This window comes from Xanthomonas cannabis, assembly GCF_040616535.1.
In the GTDB taxonomy this organism is placed as follows: Bacteria; Pseudomonadota; Gammaproteobacteria; order Xanthomonadales; family Xanthomonadaceae; genus Xanthomonas; species Xanthomonas cannabis.
In genome coordinates, this window is the sequence record NZ_CP136580.1 from 442,008 (window position 1) to 462,577 (window position 20,570).

General features: G+C 67.7%; 20 protein-coding genes. 14 read left to right on the top strand and 6 right to left on the bottom strand.

What is annotated here, in order from left to right:
• Positions 1 to 3 precede the first annotated feature (3 nt).
• Positions 4 to 1,080, bottom strand: a complete 1,077-nt coding sequence (locus tag RZV17_RS01920) for an aromatic ring-hydroxylating dioxygenase subunit alpha (RefSeq protein ID WP_039408740.1) — start codon at positions 1,078 to 1,080, stop codon at positions 4 to 6.
• Positions 1,081 to 1,334: 254 nt separating this feature from the next.
• Here RZV17_RS01920 and RZV17_RS01925 point away from each other — a divergent pair, with 254 nt between their 5' ends.
• The 9 genes from RZV17_RS01925 to RZV17_RS01965 all read left to right on the top strand — a co-directional run bounded on the left by RZV17_RS01925 (position 1,335) and on the right by RZV17_RS01965 (position 9,414).
• Positions 1,335 to 2,198 carry a CoA transferase subunit A gene (locus RZV17_RS01925; protein ID WP_104579359.1) on the top strand — a complete coding sequence of 288 codons (864 nt, stop codon included), beginning with the start codon at positions 1,335 to 1,337 and terminating at the stop codon, positions 2,196 to 2,198.
• A complete protein-coding gene (locus RZV17_RS01930) occupies positions 2,195 to 2,983 on the top strand; it encodes a CoA-transferase subunit beta (RefSeq protein WP_039408733.1) in 789 nt (262 codons plus the stop codon). The genes RZV17_RS01925 and RZV17_RS01930 overlap by 4 nt, the downstream gene beginning before the upstream one ends.
• On the top strand, positions 2,980 to 4,188 hold the full coding sequence (gene pcaF, locus RZV17_RS01935) for a 3-oxoadipyl-CoA thiolase (protein WP_355606795.1): 1,209 nt from the start codon (positions 2,980 to 2,982) through the stop codon (positions 4,186 to 4,188). The genes RZV17_RS01930 and pcaF overlap by 4 nt, the downstream gene beginning before the upstream one ends.
• An 83-nt stretch (positions 4,189 to 4,271) precedes the next feature.
• Entirely contained in the window at positions 4,272 to 5,003 is a 732-nt protein-coding gene (pcaH, locus tag RZV17_RS01940) for a protocatechuate 3,4-dioxygenase subunit beta (protein ID WP_104579356.1), read from the top strand.
• A 4-nt stretch (positions 5,004 to 5,007) separates the two neighbouring features.
• Complete coding sequence (gene pcaG / locus RZV17_RS01945) at positions 5,008 to 5,571, top strand: protocatechuate 3,4-dioxygenase subunit alpha (protein WP_166749748.1); 564 nt, start codon at positions 5,008 to 5,010, stop codon at positions 5,569 to 5,571.
• A gap of 288 nt (positions 5,572 to 5,859) precedes the next feature.
• Positions 5,860 to 7,212 (top strand): 3-carboxy-cis,cis-muconate cycloisomerase, encoded by a 1,353-nt coding sequence (locus RZV17_RS01950; RefSeq protein ID WP_355606799.1) that lies wholly within the window; start codon positions 5,860 to 5,862, stop codon positions 7,210 to 7,212.
• Positions 7,213 to 7,222: 10 nt separating this feature from the next.
• The gene (gene pcaD, locus RZV17_RS01955; RefSeq protein WP_039565815.1) at positions 7,223 to 8,005 is read left to right on the top strand and encodes a 3-oxoadipate enol-lactonase; all 783 of its coding nucleotides are present in this window, start codon (positions 7,223 to 7,225) and stop codon (positions 8,003 to 8,005) included.
• Between the two features lie 23 nt (positions 8,006 to 8,028).
• Entirely contained in the window at positions 8,029 to 8,415 is a 387-nt protein-coding gene (pcaC, locus tag RZV17_RS01960; RefSeq protein ID WP_039408723.1) for a 4-carboxymuconolactone decarboxylase, read from the top strand.
• 72 nt (positions 8,416 to 8,487) lie between these two features.
• A complete protein-coding gene (locus RZV17_RS01965; RefSeq protein ID WP_355606803.1) occupies positions 8,488 to 9,414 on the top strand; it encodes an alpha/beta fold hydrolase in 927 nt (308 codons plus the stop codon).
• A gap of 101 nt (positions 9,415 to 9,515) precedes the next feature.
• Here the strand turns inward: RZV17_RS01965 and RZV17_RS01970 are convergent, their stop codons facing one another.
• Positions 9,516 to 10,376, bottom strand: a complete 861-nt coding sequence (locus RZV17_RS01970) for an IclR family transcriptional regulator C-terminal domain-containing protein (protein ID WP_047695501.1) — start codon at positions 10,374 to 10,376, stop codon at positions 9,516 to 9,518.
• A 148-nt stretch (positions 10,377 to 10,524) separates the two neighbouring features.
• Here RZV17_RS01970 and RZV17_RS01975 point away from each other — a divergent pair, with 148 nt between their 5' ends.
• The gene (locus RZV17_RS01975; RefSeq protein WP_047695500.1) at positions 10,525 to 11,382 is read left to right on the top strand and encodes a PA4780 family RIO1-like protein kinase; all 858 of its coding nucleotides are present in this window, start codon (positions 10,525 to 10,527) and stop codon (positions 11,380 to 11,382) included.
• Between the two features lie 495 nt (positions 11,383 to 11,877).
• The gene (locus tag RZV17_RS01980) at positions 11,878 to 12,825 is read left to right on the top strand and encodes an alpha/beta hydrolase (RefSeq protein ID WP_047695499.1); all 948 of its coding nucleotides are present in this window, start codon (positions 11,878 to 11,880) and stop codon (positions 12,823 to 12,825) included.
• A gap of 80 nt (positions 12,826 to 12,905) precedes the next feature.
• On the opposite strand, the gene RZV17_RS01985 is transcribed toward RZV17_RS01980, so the two are convergent.
• From RZV17_RS01985 to RZV17_RS01995, 3 genes are all read right to left on the bottom strand, one after another.
• The gene (locus RZV17_RS01985) at positions 12,906 to 13,616 is read right to left on the bottom strand and encodes a DUF2490 domain-containing protein (RefSeq protein ID WP_104579353.1); all 711 of its coding nucleotides are present in this window, start codon (positions 13,614 to 13,616) and stop codon (positions 12,906 to 12,908) included.
• A gap of 652 nt (positions 13,617 to 14,268) precedes the next feature.
• Complete coding sequence (gene mnmG / locus RZV17_RS01990) at positions 14,269 to 16,173, bottom strand: tRNA uridine-5-carboxymethylaminomethyl(34) synthesis enzyme MnmG (RefSeq protein WP_355606808.1); 1,905 nt, start codon at positions 16,171 to 16,173, stop codon at positions 14,269 to 14,271.
• A 577-nt stretch (positions 16,174 to 16,750) separates the two neighbouring features.
• Positions 16,751 to 17,224, bottom strand: a complete 474-nt coding sequence (locus RZV17_RS01995; RefSeq protein ID WP_166743612.1) for a hypothetical protein — start codon at positions 17,222 to 17,224, stop codon at positions 16,751 to 16,753.
• A gap of 158 nt (positions 17,225 to 17,382) precedes the next feature.
• Between RZV17_RS01995 and RZV17_RS02000 the strand changes: the two genes are divergently transcribed.
• From RZV17_RS02000 to RZV17_RS02010, 3 genes are read left to right on the top strand one after another with little or no spacing between them, the layout of a single operon-like run.
• Positions 17,383 to 18,342: a pyridoxal-phosphate dependent enzyme gene (locus tag RZV17_RS02000; protein WP_166743613.1), complete on the top strand. Its 960-nt coding sequence runs from the start codon at positions 17,383 to 17,385 to the stop codon at positions 18,340 to 18,342.
• Positions 18,327 to 18,944, top strand: coding sequence for a YdcF family protein (locus RZV17_RS02005; RefSeq protein WP_123137571.1), 618 nt, complete (start codon positions 18,327 to 18,329; stop codon positions 18,942 to 18,944). Before RZV17_RS02000 ends, RZV17_RS02005 begins: the two co-directional genes overlap by 16 nt.
• A gap of 42 nt (positions 18,945 to 18,986) precedes the next feature.
• Positions 18,987 to 19,406: a nuclear transport factor 2 family protein gene (locus tag RZV17_RS02010; RefSeq protein ID WP_166749741.1), complete on the top strand. Its 420-nt coding sequence runs from the start codon at positions 18,987 to 18,989 to the stop codon at positions 19,404 to 19,406.
• 100 nt (positions 19,407 to 19,506) lie between these two features.
• On the opposite strand, the gene lpxO is transcribed toward RZV17_RS02010, so the two are convergent.
• Positions 19,507 to 20,412: a lipid A hydroxylase LpxO gene (gene lpxO / locus RZV17_RS02015; RefSeq protein WP_039415240.1), complete on the bottom strand. Its 906-nt coding sequence runs from the start codon at positions 20,410 to 20,412 to the stop codon at positions 19,507 to 19,509.
• Positions 20,413 to 20,570 lie beyond the last annotated feature (158 nt).

Consider the following 20,570-nt stretch of genomic DNA (forward strand, 5'->3'; position numbering starts at 1 on the left):
CGCTCAGCCCACCATGCGCAGCGACAAATCCTGCGCGCGCTGCTCCTGTGCGATCAGGCGGTCGATCACCCGCCGCGCCCACATGCCGCCGGCATCCACGTTGAGGTTGTAGAAGGTGTGATCCGGGTGCGCGTCGATCGCGCGTTGCTGCGCTTCCAGCACCGCCTCGTCTTCGCCGAATACCCCGGTGACACCGGCGCGGGTCAGCGTGGTCAACGACTGATCGTGCAGCGCGTAGTTGCGCATGAACGCCCAGAAGTAGTGGCAGGTGGTGTCGGTCTCGGGGGTGATGGTGTTGAGCACGTAGCCGTTGACGCCCTGGCTGCGGTCGCCTTCCGGTGCGCCGGTGCCGGCGATGGCCACGCCGACATCGATGGCGATGGTGCCGGGTGCTTCGAAACGGATGATCTGCCAGCGATCGACCTTGCCGTGGTAATCCAGGTGACGGGCGATCTGGCTGGCCCAGAACGGTGGCGGGTCGATGTTGTGCATCCAGCGCGACACCACCACCGAGCGGTCGCCGTGCACCACATCGAACGGCGCTTCGGCGATTTCGTCCTGGCCGATGCTGGAGCCGTGCACGAAGGTCTCGTGGGTCAGGTCCATCAGGTTGTCCAGCACCAGCCGGTAATCGCACTTGGCGTAGATGGTGCGGCCATCGCCGGCCCAGGCCGGGTCATGCGCCCAGTGCAGGTCGGGAATCAACGCGGTGTCGGCCTTGGCCGGGTCGCCCGGCCAGATCCACACGTAGCGGTGCTTCTCGGCCACCGGAAAACTGCGGACGCAGGCCGACGGGTTGATGGTTTCCTGCGACGGCATGTGCACGCAGCGGCCCTGGGTGTTGTAGACCAGGCCGTGATACCCGCACACCACGTCATCGCCGCGCAGCTTGCCCATCGACAGCGGCACCAGGCGATGCCAGCACGCGTCTTCGAGCGCGATCACCGCCCCGGCGGTGCTGCGATAGAGCACCACCTCCAGGTTGCAGACCTTGCGCGGGCTCAGGGCGTGCTTGATTTCGTGGTCCCAGGCGACGGCGTACCACGCGTTGAGGGGAAACAGCGGCTTGGACTGGGACATGACCGTGACTCCTGGGGTTTGTATACAACCTGGGATCGAATCGGCGCCGATGCGCCGGCCGGCAACCAGTGGACGCCCATTGCGACGCTGGCGTCCGCTTGCGAGCGAAGTTATGTATACACCGGAGACAATGTGGGCGCGTTACAGGCCCATCGAAAACGTGCGATTATCGAATTAATTCGTCGATAATCGCATTGACCCCGCCCGCTGGCCGGCTCTACCGTGGCAGCACGTTCGCAGCCCGGGGTCGTGCCATGGTCGAAATCGTTTCACTGAACCATGCGGTGTCGCAGCTGATCGCCGATGGCGACTGCGTGGCGATGGAAGGCTTCACCCACCTGATCCCGCACGCGGCCGGGCACGAGGTGATCCGCCAGCGCAAGCGCGACCTGCGTTTGGTGCGCATGACGCCGGACCTGATCTACGACCAGCTGATCGGCGCAGGCTGCGCATCGGCGTTGCGGTTTTCCTGGGGTGGCAATCCAGGCGTGGGTTCGCTGCACCGGCTGCGCGATGCGGTCGAGCATGCCTGGCCGCAGCCGTTGCACCTGCGCGAGCACAGCCACGCCGACATGGCCAACGCGTACGTCGCCGGCGCCTCGGGGCTGCCGTTTGCGGTGCTGCGCGGGTACGTGGGCTCGGACCTGCCGCGCGTCAACGACAGCATCAAATTCCTGCAATGCCCGTATACGGGCGAAACGCTGGCCGCGACGCCGGCAGTGAACCCGGATGTCACCGTGATCCATGCCCAGCAGGCCGACCGCCGCGGCAACGTGCTGCTGTGGGGCATCCTGGGCGTGCAGAAGGAAGCCGCGCTGGCCGCGCGCAAGGTGATCGTGACGGTGGAAGAGATCGTCGACACCCTGGAGGCGCCGCCCAATGCCTGCATCCTGCCGCGCTGGGTGGTGGACGCGGTCTGCCACGTGCCCGGCGGCGCGGCGCCGTCCTACGCGCACGGCTATTACGCGCGCGACAACCGGTTCTATCTGGGCTGGGACGCGATCGCACGCGACCGTGCCCGCTTCCAGGCCTGGATCCAGACCCACATTCTCGATACCGAGGACTTCACCGCCTTCCAGCGTGTGTATGCGCACGCGCAGCAGCAGGTGGCCGCATGAGCGACTACACCACCAACGAGATGATGACCGTGGCGGCTGCGCGCCGCCTGCCGGATGGGGCGGTGTGTTTCGTCGGCATCGGCCTGCCGTCCACCGCAGCCAATCTGGCCCGGCTCACGCATGCGCCGGATGTCACCCTGATCTACGAATCCGGCCCCATCGGCGCCCGCCCGGATGTGCTGCCGCTGTCGATCGGCGACGGCGAGCTGGCCGAGACCGCCGACACCGTGGTGTCCACACCGGAGATCTTTCGCTACTGGTTGCAGGGCGGCCGCGTGGACGTGGGCTTTCTGGGCGCGGCGCAGATCGACCGCCACGCCAACCTCAACACCACGGTGATCGGCGATTACGCCGCCCCCAGGACGCGCTTGCCCGGCGCCGGCGGTGCGCCGGAGATCGCGGCCAGTGCCAGGCAGGTGTTCATCATCATGCGGCAATCCAGGCGCAGCTTCGTGGCGGCGCTGGACTTCATCACCACGGTCGGGCATCTGGACGGTGGCGATGCACGCGCCCGTGCCGGCCTGCCCGGCGCCGGCCCCACCGTGGTCGTCACCGACCTGTGCGTGATGGAGCCCGATCCGGTGACCCGCGAGCTCACCGTCACCTCGTTGCACCCGGGCATCGCGCCCGAGCAGGTCAGCGCCGCCACCGGCTGGCCGATCCGCTTTGCCGCCGATCTGGTGCAGACCAGCCCGCCCAGCGCAGACGAACTGCAGGCATTGCGCGCGCTGCAGGCACGCACCGACGCCGCGCATGGCACCCAATCGGCCGGAGCCGACGCATGAGCGAGGTCTATCTGATCGATGGCATCCGCACGCCGATCGGCCGCTACGGCGGTGCGCTGTCCAGCGTGCGTGCCGACGACCTGGGCGCGGTGCCGATCGCCGCGTTGCTGGCGCGCCAGCCGCAGCTGGACCCGGCCGCCATCGACGATGTCTACCTGGGCTGCGCCAACCAGGCCGGCGAAGACAACCGCAATGTCGCGCGCATGAGCCTGTTGCTGGCGGGGCTGCCGAGTTCGGTGCCGGGCTGCACCCTCAATCGGCTGTGCGGCTCGGGGCTGGAGGCGGTCGGCACCGCGGCACGCGGCATCCGCGCGCAGGAGCTGGGGCTGGCCATTGCCGGCGGGGTCGAATCGATGTCGCGTGCGCCCTGGGTCATGGGCAAGGCCGAAAGCGCGTTTGCGCGCACCCAGCAGCTGGAAGACACCACCATGGGCTGGCGCTTCATCAACCCGCGCCTGCAGGCGGCCTACGGCACCGAGCTGATGGGCGAAACCGCCGAAAACGTGGCGCAGCGCCATGCCATCGCACGCGCGGACCAGGACGCCTTCGCCCTGCGCAGCCAGCAACGCGCGGCGGCGGCGCAGGCGGCCGGGTTCTTCGATGGCGAGATCACCTCGGTGCCGGTGGCTGCGCGCAAGGGCGGCGAGGCCAGCACCGTCGAATACGACGAAGCGCCGCGGCCGAACACCACCGCCGAGATACTGGCCAAGCTCAAGCCGGTGTTCCGCCAGCCCGGCAGCGTGACCGCCGGCAATGCCTCGGGCATCAACGATGGTGCGGCCGCCTTGCTGCTGGCCTCCGCACAGGCCGTGCAGACCCATCGGCTGACCCCGCGCGCCCGCGTGCTGGGCTTTGCGTCGGCAGGCGTGGAGCCGGCGTACATGGGCATCGGCCCGGTGCCGGCCACCCAACGCCTGCTCGCCCGCCTGAACCTGCAGATCGACCACTTCGATGCGATCGAGTTCAACGAAGCCTTCGCTGCGCAGGCACTGGCCTGCACGCGGGCATTCGGGCTGGACGACGATGCGGCCCGGGTCAACGCCAATGGCGGCGCCATCGCCCTGGGCCATCCGCTCGGCATGAGCGGTGCGCGGCTGGCGCTTACCCTGCTGCGGCAGCTGGAGGCCAGCAACGGGCGGCTCGGCCTGGCCAGCATGTGCATCGGGGTGGGGCAGGGTGTTGCCCTGGCCATCGAGCGTCTCTAGGCCATCGATGGCAACCGACCGCGCCACCACCGCACACCCACACCGCTTGAACGCGCCGCACCGCGGCCGACGGAGATCTCACGATGCGCGATGCCACCCTTGAGACGCCACCCGCCGATCCGCTGCTCGGCTACCGCCGCACCCGTCCGGGCACCCAGCCGGCCTACCTGCATCCGGCATACGCCTCCACGGCCCTGCGTGGCCCGCTGCAGGCAGCGATCGAGATTCCGGCCACGCTGTCGGAAGTCACCGGCCCGCGCATGGACCGCCTCACCCTGGGAGAGCATGCCGCCGATCTCACCGCAGGATTCGATGGCCAGCCGCTGGGCGAGCGCATCATCGTGTCCGGCCGCGTCCTGGACGAAAACGGCAAGCCGGTGCGCAACAGCGTGGTGGAAGTCTGGCAATGCAATGCCGCCGGCCGCTACCAGCACGAAGGCGATCGCCACGACGCACCGCTGGACCCCAACTTCCGCGGCACCGGCCAGGTGCTGACCGACGATCACGGCCGCTATGCATTCAAGACCATCAAGCCGGGCGCGTATCCGTGGCGCAACCACTACAACGCCTGGCGGCCGGCGCACATCCATTTTTCGTTGCATGGCGACGGCATCGGGCAGCGCCTGATCACCCAGATGTATTTTCCCGGCGACCCGCTGCTGGCGCACGACCCCATCTACAACTGCGTCGACGATGCGCAGGCACGCGAGCGCATGGTGTCCCGTTTCGACTGGGAAAACGCCATCAGCGAATACGCGCTGGCCTACCGTTTCGACATCGTGCTGCGCGGTCGCAAACAAACGGTCTGGGAGTAAGCCGATGAGCCTGCACGCCACCCCGTCGCAAACCGTGGGCCCGTACTACCGGCTCGGGCTGGAGCCGCTGTATCGCGACCAGCTTGCACCCGGGCACGTCGCCGGCACGCCCGTGCAGATCAGCGGTAGCGTCTTCGATGGCGCCGGCGTTCCAGTCGCCGACGCGGTGCTGGAGCTGTGGCAAGCCGATGCCGCCGGCATCTACGCGCATGCCGCCGATGCCCGTCATGCGGCGCACGACCCCGGCTTCGACGGCTGGGGTCGCGTGCCCACCGATGCGCAGGGGCGTTTTGCATTCACCACCATCAAGCCGGGCGCCGTGGCCGGGCCGGATGGCCGGCAGCAGGCCGCGCACCTGACCGTACTGGTGTTCATGCGCGGCTTGCTGCGTGGCGCCTCGACACGGTTGTACTTCGCCGACGACCCGCAGCTGGGCACTGATCCCATCCTGGCCCTGGTGCCGGCGCAACGGCGTGCCAGCCTGCTGGCCCAGCCGCGCGGCGGCGGTGCCTACGCCTGGGACATCCACATGCAGGGCGATGCGGAAACCGTGTTCTTCCGTTACTGACGCGCCCGCTGCCTGCGCGATGTCGTCGGTGCGATGGCGGGATGCCGGCGGTTCGCCGGGTGGTGCTTGCCCAGCACGGTGCCTGCGTGAACGGCATGTACGTCGTCACTTGCGTGCACCGCCTTCGCCAGCACGCGCAGAAGCGCCCGGCGGCGCGCGCATCAACACAGCGGCGCGCTGCATCACCGGTGTCGCTACCGGCGGCGGCGCGGCTCGCATTGCCCTAACGTCTAGTTGGCACCCCCTTGCTTCGGTGCCATGCTGCCGTCACGCCAAGAGAGGCAATGCATGAGCGCGACGTCGTTTCTGTTGGGATCCTTGTTTGGCGAGCCGGCGTGCGATGCCTTGTTCAATGATGCGGCGCGCGTGCAGGCAATGCTCCACTTCGAGTCCGCGCTTGCGCGCGCGCAGGCGCAGTGCGGTGTGATTCCTGCCGACGCGGCCGCGTCCATCGCAGCCGCCTGCGATGTGCAGCACTACGACATCGCCACCCTGGCGCAGGCCACCGCGCTGGCCGGCAACCCCGCCATTCCATTGGTCAAGGCGTTGACCGCGCGCGTCGCCACGCAGGATGCCGCCGCCGCGCGCTGGGTGCACTGGGGCGCCACCAGCCAGGACGTCATCGATACCGGCATGGTGTTGCAACTGCGCGCCGCGCTCGATCTGCTGCTGCCGCGCCTGCAGGGCCTGTGTGGCGACCTGGCTGCACTGGCTGCCCGTGAGCGCGACACCGGCCTGCCCGGGCGCACCTTGTTGCAGCAGGCGGTGCCGGTGACCTTCGGGCTCAAGGTGGCCGGCTGGCTGGATGCGCTGCAGCGCGCGCAGCAACGCCTGCAGGCATTGCAGGACGATGCGCTGGTGCTGCAGTTCGGCGGCGCCGCCGGTACCCTGGCCTCGCTGCAGCAGCGCGGGCTGGACGTGGCCCAGGCGCTGGCCGCCACGCTGGCGCTGCCGCTGCCGGCCTTGCCATGGCACACCGCGCGCGACCGCATCGTCGAGGTCGGCTGCGCGTTCGCCCTGCTGGCCGGCACGCTCGGCAAGATCGGTGGCGATGTGGTGCTGCTGATGCAGTCGGAAGTCGGCGAAGCCTTCGAGCCGTCTGCTGCCGGCAAGGGGGGCTCGTCGGCGATGCCGCACAAGCGCAACCCGGTCTCCAGCGTGGCAGCGGTGGCCGCCGCCACGCGCGTGCCCGGGCTGGTGGCCACCTTGTTCAGCGCGATGGCGCAGCCGCACGAGCGCGCGGCCGGGCAATGGCATGCCGAATGGGACACCGTGCCGCAGATCGTCTGCCTCACCGCCGGCAGCCTGGCGCAGATGCAGGCCTGCCTGCGCGACCTGGAGCTGGACCGCGTGCGCATGCGGGCGCATCTGGACAGCCATGGCGGCGTGCTCTACGCCGAGGCGGCGGTGTTCGCGCTGGCCCCGCAGCTGGGCAAGCCGCAGGCCCACGCGCTGGTCGAACAGGCGGTGGCGCGCGCGCAGGCGCAGCAGCGGCATCTGCGCGAGGTGCTGGGCGAGGACGCACAGGTGAGCGCGGTGCTCACGCACGCGCAACTGCAGGCGGTGTTCGATACCGACAGCTGGCGCGGCATGTCCTCGGTCTGGATCGATCGCGTGCTGGCCGGTTCTTCTTCCCGCTGACGGTGCTCCGATGGCTTATCTCCAGTTGCCCACCCATCGCCTGCACTACCGCCTGGACGGTACCGAAGGACGCCCCTGGCTCACCTTCTGCAATTCGCTCGGCACCGACCTGCACATGTGGGACGTGCAGATCGACGCCTTCGCCCCGCACTACCGCATCCTGCGCTACGACCGCCGCGGCCACGGGTATTCGGACACGCCCGCCGGCCCGTACAGCGTGGCCGACCTGGGCCAGGACGTGCTGGCGCTGTGGGACGCGCTGGGGATAGAGCGTAGCGACTTCTGCGGCCTGTCCATCGGTGGCCTCACCGGGCAGTGGCTGGGCCTGCACGCGGCGCAGCGGCTGCGGCGGCTGGTGCTCTGCGCCACCGCGCAGAAGATCGGCAGCACCGCCACCTGGGAAACCCGCATCGAGCAGGTGCGCAGCGAAGGCCTGCCGATGCTGATCGATGCCACCTTGCAGCGCTGGTTCACGCCGGGCTTCGCCCTCAGCCATGCGCAGCGTTTGGACATGATCGCGGCCGCGTTCGTGTCCACCTCGCCGGCAGGCTACATCGCGTGTTGCCAGGCGGTGGCCGAGGCGGATTTCCGCGGCGCGCTGGACGGGCTCACCCTGCCGCTGCTGGCCCTGGCCGGCGACGACGACCCGGTTTGCCCGCCGCCGAATCTGCGCGAGATCGCCTACGCCGCGCCCGATGGTCATTACGCCCAGGTGCCCGGGCGACACATCTGCAACCTGGAATCGCCGGCTGCGTTCAATGACGCGGTGCTGGGCTTTCTCCAGGCCGATTGATCCTTCCCCCAACGAGGCCCCTCATGCACGAAGACGAGCGTTACCAGGCCGGCTTGCGCGAACGCCGACGCGTCCTGGGCGATGCCCATGTCGACCGCTCGCTGGCCGCACGCACCGAGCTGACCAGCGAGTTCCAGGACCTGATCACCCGCTACGCCTGGGGCACCATCTGGACCCGCGACGGCCTGCCTGCGCATACCCGCTCGCTGATCACCCTGTCGATGATGGTCGCACTGGGCCACGACGAAGAATTCAAGCTGCACGTGCGCGCGGCGCGCAACAATGGCGTCACGCCCGAGCAGATCAAGGAAGTGCTGCTGCAGGCGGCCATCTACTGCGGCGTGCCGGCGGCCAACCACGCCTTTGCGCTGGCAACGCCGATCCTGCAGGAACAGGCTGCCGAGCGCTGAGGTGCGGCATCACTGCCTCGCGCACACCCCGCGCTGCCTGCCGATGTCAGTGCGCCCATCACGAGACATAGCATGACGTTCCGACCCGCCTGCCTGTTGCTGCTCCTGCTGGTCTCGCTGGCCGCGCCTGCCCAACCGCAGCCCGGACCGGGCACCCGGCTGACCCAGGTGCGCGCCGACGATGGACAGTCACTGGCCGTGTGGTCGCGCGTGCCCGCGCAGCCGCGTGGCACGGTGCTGCTGGTGCATGGCCGCACCTGGAGTGCGCTGCCCAATTTCGACCTGCAGGTGCCGGGCGAAGCGCCCGATGCGCGCTCGGTGCTTGCCGCGCTGGCGCAGGCGGGGTTCGCGGCCTATGCGGTGGATCTGCGTGGCTATGGCGGCAGTGCGCGCGACCGCAGCGGCTGGAACACGCCCACGCGCGCGGTGGACGACGTGCAGCAGGTCCTGGCCTGGATCGCCCGGCAGCATCCGGGGCTGCCGCCGCCGGCGCTGATCGGTTATTCCAACGGTGCGCGGGTGGCGCTGCTGCTTGGCCAGCAGCAACCGCAGGCGGTGTCGGCGCTGGTGCTGTATGGCTTCCCGGACGATGTCGATGCGCCAGCGGCCGCCACGCCGTCGCCGGCCCGGCCGCTGCGGGAACCCACCACCGCTGCCGCAGCCGGCGAAGATTTCATTACCGCCGGCGCCGCGCCGGCCCGCGTGCGGGACGCCTACGTGGCGCAAGCGCTGGCCGCCGACCCGGTCCGTACCGATTGGCGGGCGATGGAGCAGTTCGCGTTCCGGCCCGAGCAGGTCAGCAGCTTGCCGGTGTTGTTGCTGCGTGGCGTCGACGACCCCATCGCCACGCAGGCCGACAATGCCCATGTCTACGCGCGCCTGCGCAGCGCAGATCGCAGCTGGGTCACCTTGCCGCATGCCGATCATGTGGCGCATGTCGAAGACAGCCACGCGGCCTGGGTGGATGCGGTGGTGGGCTTCCTGCGCAGGCCGCGGTGAGCCTGCGTGGCGTGCGTGCGGGGCAGCGGTCCTGCGTGCGCACCGGCCATGCGCAACGTCACCGGCTTGCAGCGCCTGCGCCGGCACACCACCGGCTGTCTTCAGCTCAGCAACGCACCCAAGCGCTGCGCGGCCTGTTTCAGAGGGTCCAGCCATTGCGTCTGCATGGTCTGCAGGCTGACGCGCCCGGCCTGGGCGCCGATGTTGAGCGCGGCGATCACCTCGCCGCGCAGATTGCGCACCGGCACCGCGATCGAGCGCAGCCCGATCTCCAGCTCCTGGTCGGTCAGGCACATGCCTTCGCGGCGCGCGCGCGCCAGCACCTCGAGCAGGGCCGAGGCCTGGGTCACCGTGCGATCGGTGCGCGGGCGCAGCGTGGTGCGTTCCAGGTAGGCCTGCAAGGTGTCGCCGGGCAGGGCCGCCAGCAGCACCCGCCCCATCGAGGTGCAATACGCCGGCAACCGGGTGCCCGGGCGCAGCCCGATCGACATGATGCGCACCGTTTCCGCGCGTGCCACGTACAGCAGATCGTCGCCATCCAGCACGCCCAGCGAGCAGGATTCGTGCAACTGATCGCGCAGCGCGTCCAGCACCGGCTGCGCTGCGGCGGTCATCGACGACGACGCGGCATACGCACCGCCGATCCCCAGCACGCGCGGCAACAGGACGTAGCCACGGCCCTGCTCGCCGACATAGCCCAGCCTGGCCAGCGTGTGCAGCACACGCCGCACCGCCGCGCGCGAGATGCCGGTCTCCAGGCTGATCTGCGACATGGTCACTTCGCGCGCGTGCTGGGCGAACACGCTCAGCACCACCAGCCCGCGCCCCAGCGAGGTCATGAAGTCCGGGTCGCCCTGGGCAGCGGCGATCTGCTGCATCAACTCGTGCGGCAGACCGCGCTCGCTACCGGCCGCGGCCACGGCGGCGGGGCGTTTGCGGCGGCTGGTGGCAGGCTCGGGCATTGGGTCGCGTACGTGACAGGTCCTGTGCATGGTAAGCGCTTGCGCCAATGCATGCCCTCGGTCGCAGTGTGCGCTCCGGCATGTAAGCGCTTCACCCTGCTTGCCGCATAATCGGTGCTGACTTGTTTCGGATCGGTCCCCTTCGTCCATGAAAACCCCCACGGGCCTGCAGCCGCTGATCGACGACGGTGTCATCGACGAAGTGTTGCGGCCACTGAAGAGCGGCAAGGAAGCATCCGTCTACGTGGTCAGCGCCGGCGACGACATACTGTGCGCCAAGGTCTACAAGGACATGGCCCAGCGCAGCTTTCAGGCACGCGTGCAATACCAGGAGGGCCGCAAGGTGCGCGGCAGCCGCCAGGCACGCGCGATGGGCAAGGCCACCAAGTTCGGCCGCAAGGAAGCCGAGACCGCCTGGAAGAACACCGAAGCCGATGCGCTCTACCAGCTGGTGGATGCCGGTGTGCACGTGCCCAAGCCGCGCGGTTACTTCCACGGCGTGCTGCTGATGGACCTGGTCACCGACGACGCCGGCCACAGCGCACCACGCCTGGGCGAAGTGGAGCTGGAGCCGGAACAGGCACGCGCCTTCCATGCCAGCCTGATCGGCGATGTGGTCAAGATGCTGTCGCTGGGCCTGGTGCATGGCGATCTGTCCGAATACAACGTGCTGGTCTCGCCCGACGGCCCGGTGGTGATCGATTTCCCGCAGGTGGTCAGTGCCGCGGGCAACAACGCCGCGCGCGACATGCTGCTGCGCGACGTGCACAACCTGCGCGATTGCCTGGGCCGCTTTGCGCCGGAGTTGCTGGACACGCACTACGGCGAGGAGATGTGGGCGCTGTTCGAGAAAGGCGAGTTGCGCCCGGATAGCGCGCTCACCGGCCGCTTCAAGTTCGACACCAAGCGCGCCGACGTGCGCGCCATCCGCGCTTCGATCGAAGACGCACGCCAGGAAAACCTGATCCGCCAGCAAGGCCGCGAAGCCGCTGCCGAAGACGACTGAGCACACTGCTCAGGCGTCTGAGCATCCTGCATCTTGGGCGGTAGGCGGCTTGCCGGATCGGGCAGGGTGGTGCCCAACTGCAGCTGTCTGTACGCGTTGCACCTGCACCGCAGCGCGTTTGGCCAATCCGGTGGATCTGCAAGTACCGCCGAAGCGGGCGTTTGGCGCACCGTTGCAGACCTCACCCGCAGCGCACCGTTGCCGTCACTGCCGCTGTAGCAGTGACGGCCACGCATCGGTGTTGGGCGCATGGCCGCCATGCCGAACAGATTCTGTCCGGCCGCGGATTCGCAGACGTCGCGTGCATCGCGCAGGGGCGCGATGCGATGCAGCAAACACCGTCATGCGACAGGCCAGGCCGCGGTGAGAGCCCTCGTAAACAGTGGCGTTGGCGGGTGCCTGGACTGTTTCGCATGCTTGGTTATGCAAATGAATGGTGATGGCTCATAACAATCTGGCAAGCTCTGCACATCGCCCGCGCGTAATGGAGTCGCCATGTCCTTCGATCCAGATGTCGTCCGCCTGTTTGCACAGTTGCAGCAGAGCGGCGCGCCGCCGATGGAGGCGCTGCCGTTGCCGGAGGCGCGCGCAATGATGCGTGGCATGAGCGCGCAGCTCGGCTTTCCGGTGCTGCCGATGCAGGTACGCGACCTGCGCGCCGCCACTGCCGCCGGCGACGTGCCGCTGCGCCTGTACCGGCCGCCCGGCCTGAGCGACGATCCGGCGCCGACCTGTCTGTTCGTGCACGGTGGTGCCGGGGTGGTGGGCGATCTGGAGTCGCACGACGATGTGTGCCGGCAGTTGGCGGCGCGTGCCGGTTGCCAGGTGCTGGCAGTGGATTACCGCCTCGCCCCGGAACACCCGGCTCCGGCGGGCGTGGAAGATGTCATCGCCACCTTGCACTGGTTGGCGGCGCATCCGCAGCAGGTGGGTGCGGATCTGCGGCGGCTGGCGGTGGCCGGCGACAGCATGGGCGGCGCCATGGCCGCCGTCGTGGCACTGGTCGCACGCGATGCCGGCATTGCCCTGCGCTGCCAGTTGCTGCTTTACCCGCTGACCGATGCGCGCGAAGGCAGCGCAGAACATGCCTCACGCTCGACCAATGCCGACATTCCGCCATTGACTCGCGAGGCGGTGCGATTCTTCAACCAGCACCTCTTCAAGGATCCGGCAGTCATGCACGACTGGCGGATTTCGCCATTGCTGGCACCTGAGGTGGCAGGCGTTGCACCGGCGCTGATTGTGCTGGCCGAGCTGGACATCCTGCATGACGAGGGCGCGCGCTATGCCGACCGCCTGCGTGCGGCCGGCGTGGAGGTTACGGTGCATCGCTTCCCCGGCATGATCCACGGCTTCATCACCATGGGTGGCGTCATCCAGGCGGCCGAGACCACCGTGGAGCTCTGTGCCCAGACGCTGCGCAGACAGCTGTTGCCGGAGTAAGCGCGGCTGATGAAACACCTGCGCTTGCCGGCATGCGCAGCGCGCGCGTCGCGGCGCGCTGCTGCATCGGCCACGACGCGTCAGAAGTTGAAACGGAAGGTTGTCATCAGCACGTGGTTCTCGCGGTCCACTGCCGATGTGTTGACGAACTGGTTCAGATAGCCCACGTCCACGTTGGCGATGGCGTTGAACTTCCAGTTGATGCCAACGAATACACGGTTCTGGTCGATGCCGCGCCGTGCACCCCATTGCGTCTGATCGAGGTTGACGAACAACTCGTTGAACAGTACCCAGGACAGCTGCGGACTGAAGCCGCTCGGGCGCGTGGCGCGGATCATCTGCCGCACGCGGTAGCCCTCATCGCTGAAGTCTTCGCGATGGCGCTGTTCCAGACGGGTGCGGCTGGTAATGGTGATGTCGGCAATCGGGTCGAACTGGTATTGAAATTGCCCCCACCAACGATTTTCGCGATTGGACGGCTGGCCTGCCGGGTGGCTGATGATGGTGTCGTACCCCATCCAGACACTGGCCTTGGGATTGAGCCGATAAAACACGGCCGGGCGCAGGATCAACTGGTCGAACTGCTCGCCTTCCTCGCGCCAGCGCGGATGGACATCCATGCTCCAGTACAGGTTTTCAACCGGTAACTTGCCCTGCGCGTAGATACTCAGCCAATACCGGCCGTCTTCTTCCGTATTGGCGTGGGCCGAACTTACCGTGGCCAGCATCACCAGTAGCACAGGGCAGGCGATGCGAAACGTCGCGGTGATTAACGTGCTAAATGCGTTCATTTAGTTAAAATGTGTCGTCGTTGGCAAATCATAGCAATATCTTTTCTGTTCCCATGGACCGTCTGGTCGGCAGATACTCCCGTTTTTCGCCTGCTTCTTCGTTATTCGGGAGAGTCCATCGCATTGCCAGCTATGACACCGGTATGCCGGTCTGTGGGCTGCCGTCGGCGCGCGGAGACAAGGGCCGTTTCATGCCTCGATCCGTGTCGATGCTGCATGACGGCCGCCAATCCGTAGATGACGGCGGTCGTGCAACACATTGCAGTAGATAAACCAATCGCGTGGCGATCTGACGCGTCAGGCGTCCCACCAACGTCCCCGCGGCGACCGCACGATGATGCGGAAGCCCGTTGCTCAGGCATGCCGAGGCATGTGGATTACTGCGCGTATGGCCGCCGCGGACTGGGTGATGTGCATGCGCGCGGGTACGACACCCGGCAGCCGGCTCTACACCCATCAGGTACGGAAGAAGCATGGCAGACGCAGCATTTGCTCGCCGGCCGCACAGGTCATGCAGGGGGGCTGCCCACCATCCTTCCCTCAGGCGTCATGCTCCGCTTGTGGGCGGATCTTCACTGCCGCTCGGCGCCCCGCACGTTTGCCTGGGAAGTCCAGCAATCGCTGCCACCGTCACCGCGGTCGCCCGGGCCGATCACGCCACCTGGCTGCGCCGCGCACGCTCCAGATGCACCAGCAGCAGCGAGATGGCCGCCGGCGTCATGCCCGGGATGCGTTGCGCCTGGCCAATGTGTTGCGGGCGCACGCGCTCGAGTTTCTGCTGTACTTCGATCGACAGCCCGCGTACGCCGGCATAGTCGAAACCTTCCGGAATGGGCGTGTTCTCCTGGCGTTGCTGGCGCGCGATGTCGTCGCGCTGGCGGTCCAGGTAGCCGGCGTACTTGACGCTGATTTCCACCTGTTCGGCGACCTGCGCATCGTTCACGCCCGGCCCCAGTGCAGGCACGCGCATCAGACTGGCGTAGTTGAGTTCCGGGCGCTTGATCAGATCCAGCACATTGGTTTCGCGGCTCAGCGACACACCCAGCGTCTGCGTCACCTCGCGCCCCAGGGCATTGCCCGGGGTGGCCCACAGCGCGGACAGCCGCGCGCTCTCGCGCTGCACGGCGTCCTGCTTGGCCGAAAAGCGCGCCCAGCGCGCGTCATCGACCAGCCCCATGCTGCGGCCAACGCCGGTCAGGCGCGTATCGGCATTGTCTTCGCGCAACTGCAACCGGTATTCGGCGCGGCTGGTGAACATGCGATACGGTTCGGTGGTGCCGTGGGTGATCAGATCGTCCACCAGCACACCCAGGTAAGCCTCGTCGCGGCGCGGCGACCACGCCGGCAGGCCATGCACGTGGCGCGCGGCATTGAGCCCGGCCAGCAGGCCTTGCGCGGCCGCTTCTTCGTAGCCGGTGGTGCCGTTGATCTGCCCGGCGAAGAACAGTCCGCCCACCGCCTTGGTTTCCAGCGAGGCCTTGAGCCCGCGCGGGTCGAAGAAGTCGTATTCGATGGCGTAGCCGGGGCGGGTGATGTGCGCGTTCGCAAAACCGTGGATCGAGCGCACCAGCGCCAGCTGCACATCGAATGGCAGCGAGGTGGAAATGCCGTTGGGATAGATCTCGGTCACCTCCAGACCTTCGGGCTCGACGAAGATCTGGTGGCTGGTCTTCTCGGCGAAGCGCACCACCTTGTCTTCGATCGACGGGCAGTAGCGCGGGCCGATGCCTTCGATCTGGCCCGAGTACAGCGGCGAGCGATGCAGTGCGCTGCGGATGATGTCGTGGGTCTGCTCGGTGGTCTGGGTGATCCAGCAGCTGACCTGACGCGGATGGTCGCTGCGCTGGCCCATGAACGACATCACCGGTAGCGGGTCGTCGCCGGGTTGTTCGGTCATCACACCGTAGTCGAGCGTGCGCCCATCGATGCGTGGCGGGGTCCCGGTCTTGAGGCGGTCGATCGCGAACGGGCGCTCGCGCAGCCGTGCGGCCAGCGTGGTGGCCGGCGGGTCGCCCATGCGCCCCGCCGCGTATTGGGTTTCGCCGACATGGATCTTGCCGGCCAAGAACGTGCCGGCGGTCAGCACCACCGACGGCGCCTCGAAGCGCAGTCCGGTCTGGGTGATGACCCCGCGCACGCTGTCGGCTTCGGTCGCGCCGTTGTGGATGATCAGATCATCTACCGCCGCCTGGAACACGGTCAGGTTGGACTGCGCTTCGACCATGCGGCGGATCGCGTTGCGATACAGGTTGCGGTCGGCCTGGCAGCGGGTGGCGCGCACCGCCGGCCCCTTGGAGGCATTGAGCGTGCGCCACTGGATGCCGGCCAGATCGGCCGCGTGCGCCATGGCCCCGCCCAGTGCATCGATCTCCTTGACCAGATGGCCCTTGCCGATCCCGCCGATGGCCGGGTTGCAGCTCATCGCGCCCACGGTTTCGATGTTGTGGGTCAGCAGCAAGGTGCGCGCACCGGTACGCGCGGAGGCCAGCGCGGCCTCGGTGCCGGCATGGCCGCCGCCGATCACGATGACGTCGTAGCGATAGAAAGAGTCGGACATGGGCGTGGGAACCAGGAGCAGAAGGAAGTTGGCGGCCGCGAAAGTATCGGCTGAAGGGCGAGCGAGGTCACTCGACGGGTAAAAGTGTGACGTAAGCCACATTTTAAAATACTGACCCTCAAGTTGGCATGTTTCGTGCGGATATCCCTACTGCACCCGTCGCGGCATTGCGACATGGGCGCAAAGGCTGGAATTGGAACAGGGGCCAGCCGCGCGTGCGACGGGGTAGCGTAAGGGTCGGTAGTCGGGGGACTGCCGACCCTTATTTTTTTCTGCGTCGGTGGGTGCTGACAGAGGATCCAGGCATGCAGCGTCATCTCGAGCCGCCAAGCCAATGCCAAAAACATAAAGCCCCGGCATGCCGGGGCTTTATGCATTGGAGGCGCCGATATCCGACAGGGCCGGAACAGGGGGGATCCAGATTTCCCTGTCGGACATCGACATAAGTCGGTCAGTGGGCCGGGCCGGGTCAGAAGATGACGTGGCGGGTCACACAGAGCACCTAGCTTGCGACCAAGTGCCGGCTGAACGCAAGCCCCCAATATTGCCATTTGTGGGGCCTGTCGCAGTCAGCTTGTCACGGAATCTGCTCGCGCGTGTTGCGTGGCGCGGTCTGCCGCTGGATTTCGCGGATCACGCGCGGCGGTGCGCCAATGCGGGCCGGGGGCCGTGACGACGGGGCGCCGGTTGCCGGCGGGCGATTGGGTTGCTGCGGGCGCGGCCCGTTCGGACGGGGACCGTTGTTGAACGAGCCATTGGGACGCGGCGGACGGTACTGCGGGCGACGATCATTGGGGCGGTAGTAATACCCGCCGCCACGATAGACCGGGTAGACCGGGTAGTCGTACAGCCCGATACCGCCCGCGCCATACGGCACGCCGTATGGGCCGCCATAAGGACCGCCGTAGTAGGGCGAGTATCCCGGCGGATAGCGATACTGCACGGCGGGCGCGCCACGGTAGTAGCCGCCTGACCCGCCTCCGGTGTAGTCGTAGGTCGCACAGCCGCCCAGGGCTAGGAGCCCGGCGGCGAAGATCAGACGGAATTTCATGGATGGTGCCCTCCTGCAACCATGATGGCACTTTCGAGCCGATGCATTGAATCGGTCCTTAACTGTGCCGCAATGTGGCGCTTTGTCATCGATCCAGCATGCGCGGGCGGTGTGCGTGCGAGCCGTGAAGAGCAGGGCGATACGTTAATCTTGCAGGCATGATCGACACGGTTCCTCTCGTCCATTCCGATGTCCTGCAGGCCGCCGCGCGCATTGCCCCGCACTGCGCGCCGACACCGTTGCTGACCTCGCACAGCCTGGATGCGCTCTGTGGCGCGCAGCTGTTCTTCAAGGCCGAGCATCTGCAGCGTGGCGGCGCATTCAAGTTTCGTGGGGCCTGCAACGCGGTGTGGTCGCTGCCGGACGCGCTGGCCCCGCGTGGCGTGGTGACCCATTCGTCCGGCAACCACGGCGCGGCGCTGGCCCTGGCGGCGCGTACCCGCGGCATCGGCTGCCATGTGGTGGTGCCCGAGGGCGCGGTGGCCGCCAAATTGGCCAATATTTCCCGGCATGGCGCCACGCTGTGGCGCTGTGCGCCGACCATCGCCGCGCGCGAGCAGCTGTGTGCCCAGGTGCAGGCCAGTGTCGGGGCGACTCTCGTGCATCCGTACACCGATCCGGCGGTGATCGCCGGGCAGGGCACGGCCACGTTGGAGTTGCTGCACCAGAGCGGTGGGCTGGATGTGGTGCTGGCGCCGGTCGGTGGCGGCGGGCTGGCTGCCGGGGCGGCCCTGGCGCTGCAGGCCGCCCCCGGATGCGCGCTGGTGCTGGCCGAGCCCAGCGGGGCGGCCGACACCGCACGCTCGCTGGCGGCCGGGCAGCGCCTGGTCGACTTCATCCCCGACACCGTCTGCGATGGTCTGCGCGGCACCCTGGGCACGCCGAATTTCGCGCTGCTGCAGGCCGCTGGCGCGCAGGTGATCACCGTGGACGATGCCGCCGTGGTGCAGGCGATGCGGCTGATCTGGCAGGTGCTCAAGCAGGTAGTGGAGCCGTCGTCGGCGATCACGCTGGCGGCGCTGCTGGCCGACCCGGCGCGGTTTGCCGGCAAGCGGGTGGGGGTGATCCTGTCCGGCGGCAACGTCGACCTGGACGCAGTGCCCTGGGCCGCCGCGTGAGCAGGCGTCGGCGCGGGCTCGGCCTGTGGGGCTGGGGCTGGCGGTTATGCATGCTGGCGGTGATCTGGCTGGTGGCAGTGGCCGGGTGGATCGTGTGGGTGGGCGACCGCGACCAGGCCGCACCGGCCGATGTGATCATCGTGCTGGGTGCAGCCGCCTACGACGCACGTCCCTCACCGGTGTTCGAAGAACGCATCCGGCATGCGCTGGACCTGTACGCCCAAGGGTATGCACCGCGCCTGTTGTTTACCGGCGGCTTCGGCAACGGCGCGCGCTTTGCCGAGTCGCAGGTGGCGCGCCGTTACGCGCTGCGTCACGGCGTGCCGCCGGACGCGATCGTGATCGAGACGGTCTCGCGCACCACCCGGCAGAACCTGGAACAGGCCCGCGTGCTGATGGCCCGCCATGGCATGCACCGGGCCATCATCGTCAGCGACCCGCTGCACATGGCGCGCGCGCTGCGGCTCAGTCAGGAACTGGGCGTGGACGCGCTGGCCTCGTCCACGCCCAGCACACGCTTTCGCAGCTTCCACACCAGCTGGCGATTTTTGCTGCAGGAGGTCTATTACTTCCACCGCGACCTGGTGGTGCAAGGTCCGTGACCGCAGGCCTATGATGCGGCTTTCCCAGCGGCAGGTTCGAGCATGAGCGAGAGCAATCGACAACGCGCCACCGGCCTGGTCCAGGCCTATTACGAAGCATTCAACCGCGGCGATTGGGACGGCATGTTGGCGTTTTTGGCCGACGATGTCGCGCATGACCTCAACCAGGGCCCACGCGAGATCGGACGTGCGGACTTTGCCGCCTTCCTGCAGCGCATGAACGACAGTTACCGCGAGCAGCTGCGCGATGTCGTGATCACCGCCAGCGACGACGGCACGCGCGTGGGGGCCGAATACGTGGTGCACGGGGTCTACCACACCACCGACGAAGGCCTGCCGGACGCCAACGGGCAGACCTACGTACTGCCGGGCGGGGCCTTTTTCGAGGTGCGCGAGGGCAAGATCACCCGCGTCACCAACTACTACAACCTGCAGGAGTGGATCGCGCAGGTGTCGCGCTGAGTGCCGACTAGCGCTGCGTAGGAGCGCGCTTGCGCGCGATGCGGCATTCCCGGTAACGCCTCATCGCGCGCAAGCACGCTCCTACGCGGGTGGTCCGGTATTACAGCAACACGATCCCGACCACCACCAGGATGAAGATGCTCCACTTGAGTACCTGGTAGAGCGGATTGTTGCGTTCCTTCAGCGCCTTGGCCTTCAGCCGCGCGGCGTAGAAATACCGGAACACGCGGTTGATGCCGCCGGTCTTGTCGCCTTCCTGATTGGGTGAGGCACCGGCCGAGAGCAGGCTGCGGCCGACGAAGCGGTTCACGGCCGCCGCCCAGCGCCAGCGCATCGGGCGCTCGATGTCGCAGAACAGGATGATGCGGTCCTGGTCGGTGTCGTTGCGCGCGTAGTGGATATAGGTCTCGTCGAACATGGTCCACTCGCCATCGCGCCAGCTGTGGCGCTGGCCGTCGACGTCGATGAAGCAGCGGTCGTCGTTGGGCGTGGCCAGGCCAAGGTGCAACCGCATGGAGCCGGCGAACGGGTCGCGGTGCGGGCGCAGTTCGCTGCCCGGCGGCAGCTCGGCGAACATCGCCGCCTTGACCGTGGGGATGGATTTGAGCAACGCGGTGGTCTGCGGGCACAGCTCGGCTGCAGACGGGTGCGCAGTGCCGTACCACTTCAGATAGAAGCGCTTCCAGCCGCGGCGGAAAAACGAATTGAAGCCGATGTCGGTATAACCGTCGGCGGCGCGGATCTTCTGCATCTGCTGCAGCGCCACCGCTTCATCGCGGATCACCGGCCAGTGGGCGCGCAGCGGCGCCAGCTCGGGAAACTCCTTGCCCGGGTCGATGAACGGCGTGGTCGGCACGCGCGAACACAGATACATCAGCGTGTTGATCGGCGCCATGAAAGTGGAATGGTCCAGCAGCTGCCGGCTGAGCCGGTGCCGCACGCGACCGCGGTAATGGATGTACAGCGCCGATGCGATGAACAGCGCGATGAGGAGCCACTTCAACATGGGGAACGCCAATGGGGGCGGGGGGCCGCAACAGAGGGGAAGGCCGCCGGCGGGCAACGCCGGGCAGGGGAAGCCTTTAGCGGATGAATTCTACCGGGTGTGGCGGCTGCGCCCGGCCACTGCACAGCGGCGCCGGCGCAATACTGTGTGTCACCGGA

What these genes read in the sequence shown, in the direction of transcription:
- pcaC (WP_039408723.1), top strand. Translation starts at nt 8,029, where the DNA reads ATGCACGAAGACGAGCGTTACCAGGCCGGCTTGCGCGAACGCCGACGC.
- RZV17_RS01985 (WP_104579353.1), bottom strand. Translation starts at nt 13,616, where the DNA reads ATGAACGCATTTAGCACGTTAATCACCGCGACGTTTCGCATCGCCTGC.
- pcaH (WP_104579356.1), top strand. Translation starts at nt 4,272, where the DNA reads ATGCGCGATGCCACCCTTGAGACGCCACCCGCCGATCCGCTGCTCGGC.
- RZV17_RS01995 (WP_166743612.1), bottom strand. Translation starts at nt 17,224, where the DNA reads ATGAAATTCCGTCTGATCTTCGCCGCCGGGCTCCTAGCCCTGGGCGGC.
- RZV17_RS01980 (WP_047695499.1), top strand. Translation starts at nt 11,878, where the DNA reads ATGTCCTTCGATCCAGATGTCGTCCGCCTGTTTGCACAGTTGCAGCAG.
- pcaG (WP_166749748.1), top strand. Translation starts at nt 5,008, where the DNA reads ATGAGCCTGCACGCCACCCCGTCGCAAACCGTGGGCCCGTACTACCGG.
- RZV17_RS02000 (WP_166743613.1), top strand. Translation starts at nt 17,383, where the DNA reads ATGATCGACACGGTTCCTCTCGTCCATTCCGATGTCCTGCAGGCCGCC.
- lpxO (WP_039415240.1), bottom strand. Translation starts at nt 20,412, where the DNA reads ATGTTGAAGTGGCTCCTCATCGCGCTGTTCATCGCATCGGCGCTGTAC.
- pcaF (WP_355606795.1), top strand. Translation starts at nt 2,980, where the DNA reads ATGAGCGAGGTCTATCTGATCGATGGCATCCGCACGCCGATCGGCCGC.
- RZV17_RS01970 (WP_047695501.1), bottom strand. Translation starts at nt 10,376, where the DNA reads ATGCCCGAGCCTGCCACCAGCCGCCGCAAACGCCCCGCCGCCGTGGCC.
- RZV17_RS01930 (WP_039408733.1), top strand. Translation starts at nt 2,195, where the DNA reads ATGAGCGACTACACCACCAACGAGATGATGACCGTGGCGGCTGCGCGC.
- RZV17_RS01925 (WP_104579359.1), top strand. Translation starts at nt 1,335, where the DNA reads ATGGTCGAAATCGTTTCACTGAACCATGCGGTGTCGCAGCTGATCGCC.
- RZV17_RS01975 (WP_047695500.1), top strand. Translation starts at nt 10,525, where the DNA reads ATGAAAACCCCCACGGGCCTGCAGCCGCTGATCGACGACGGTGTCATC.
- RZV17_RS02010 (WP_166749741.1), top strand. Translation starts at nt 18,987, where the DNA reads ATGAGCGAGAGCAATCGACAACGCGCCACCGGCCTGGTCCAGGCCTAT.
- RZV17_RS01965 (WP_355606803.1), top strand. Translation starts at nt 8,488, where the DNA reads ATGACGTTCCGACCCGCCTGCCTGTTGCTGCTCCTGCTGGTCTCGCTG.
- mnmG (WP_355606808.1), bottom strand. Translation starts at nt 16,173, where the DNA reads ATGTCCGACTCTTTCTATCGCTACGACGTCATCGTGATCGGCGGCGGC.
- RZV17_RS01920 (WP_039408740.1), bottom strand. Translation starts at nt 1,080, where the DNA reads ATGTCCCAGTCCAAGCCGCTGTTTCCCCTCAACGCGTGGTACGCCGTC.
- pcaD (WP_039565815.1), top strand. Translation starts at nt 7,223, where the DNA reads ATGGCTTATCTCCAGTTGCCCACCCATCGCCTGCACTACCGCCTGGAC.
- RZV17_RS01950 (WP_355606799.1), top strand. Translation starts at nt 5,860, where the DNA reads ATGAGCGCGACGTCGTTTCTGTTGGGATCCTTGTTTGGCGAGCCGGCG.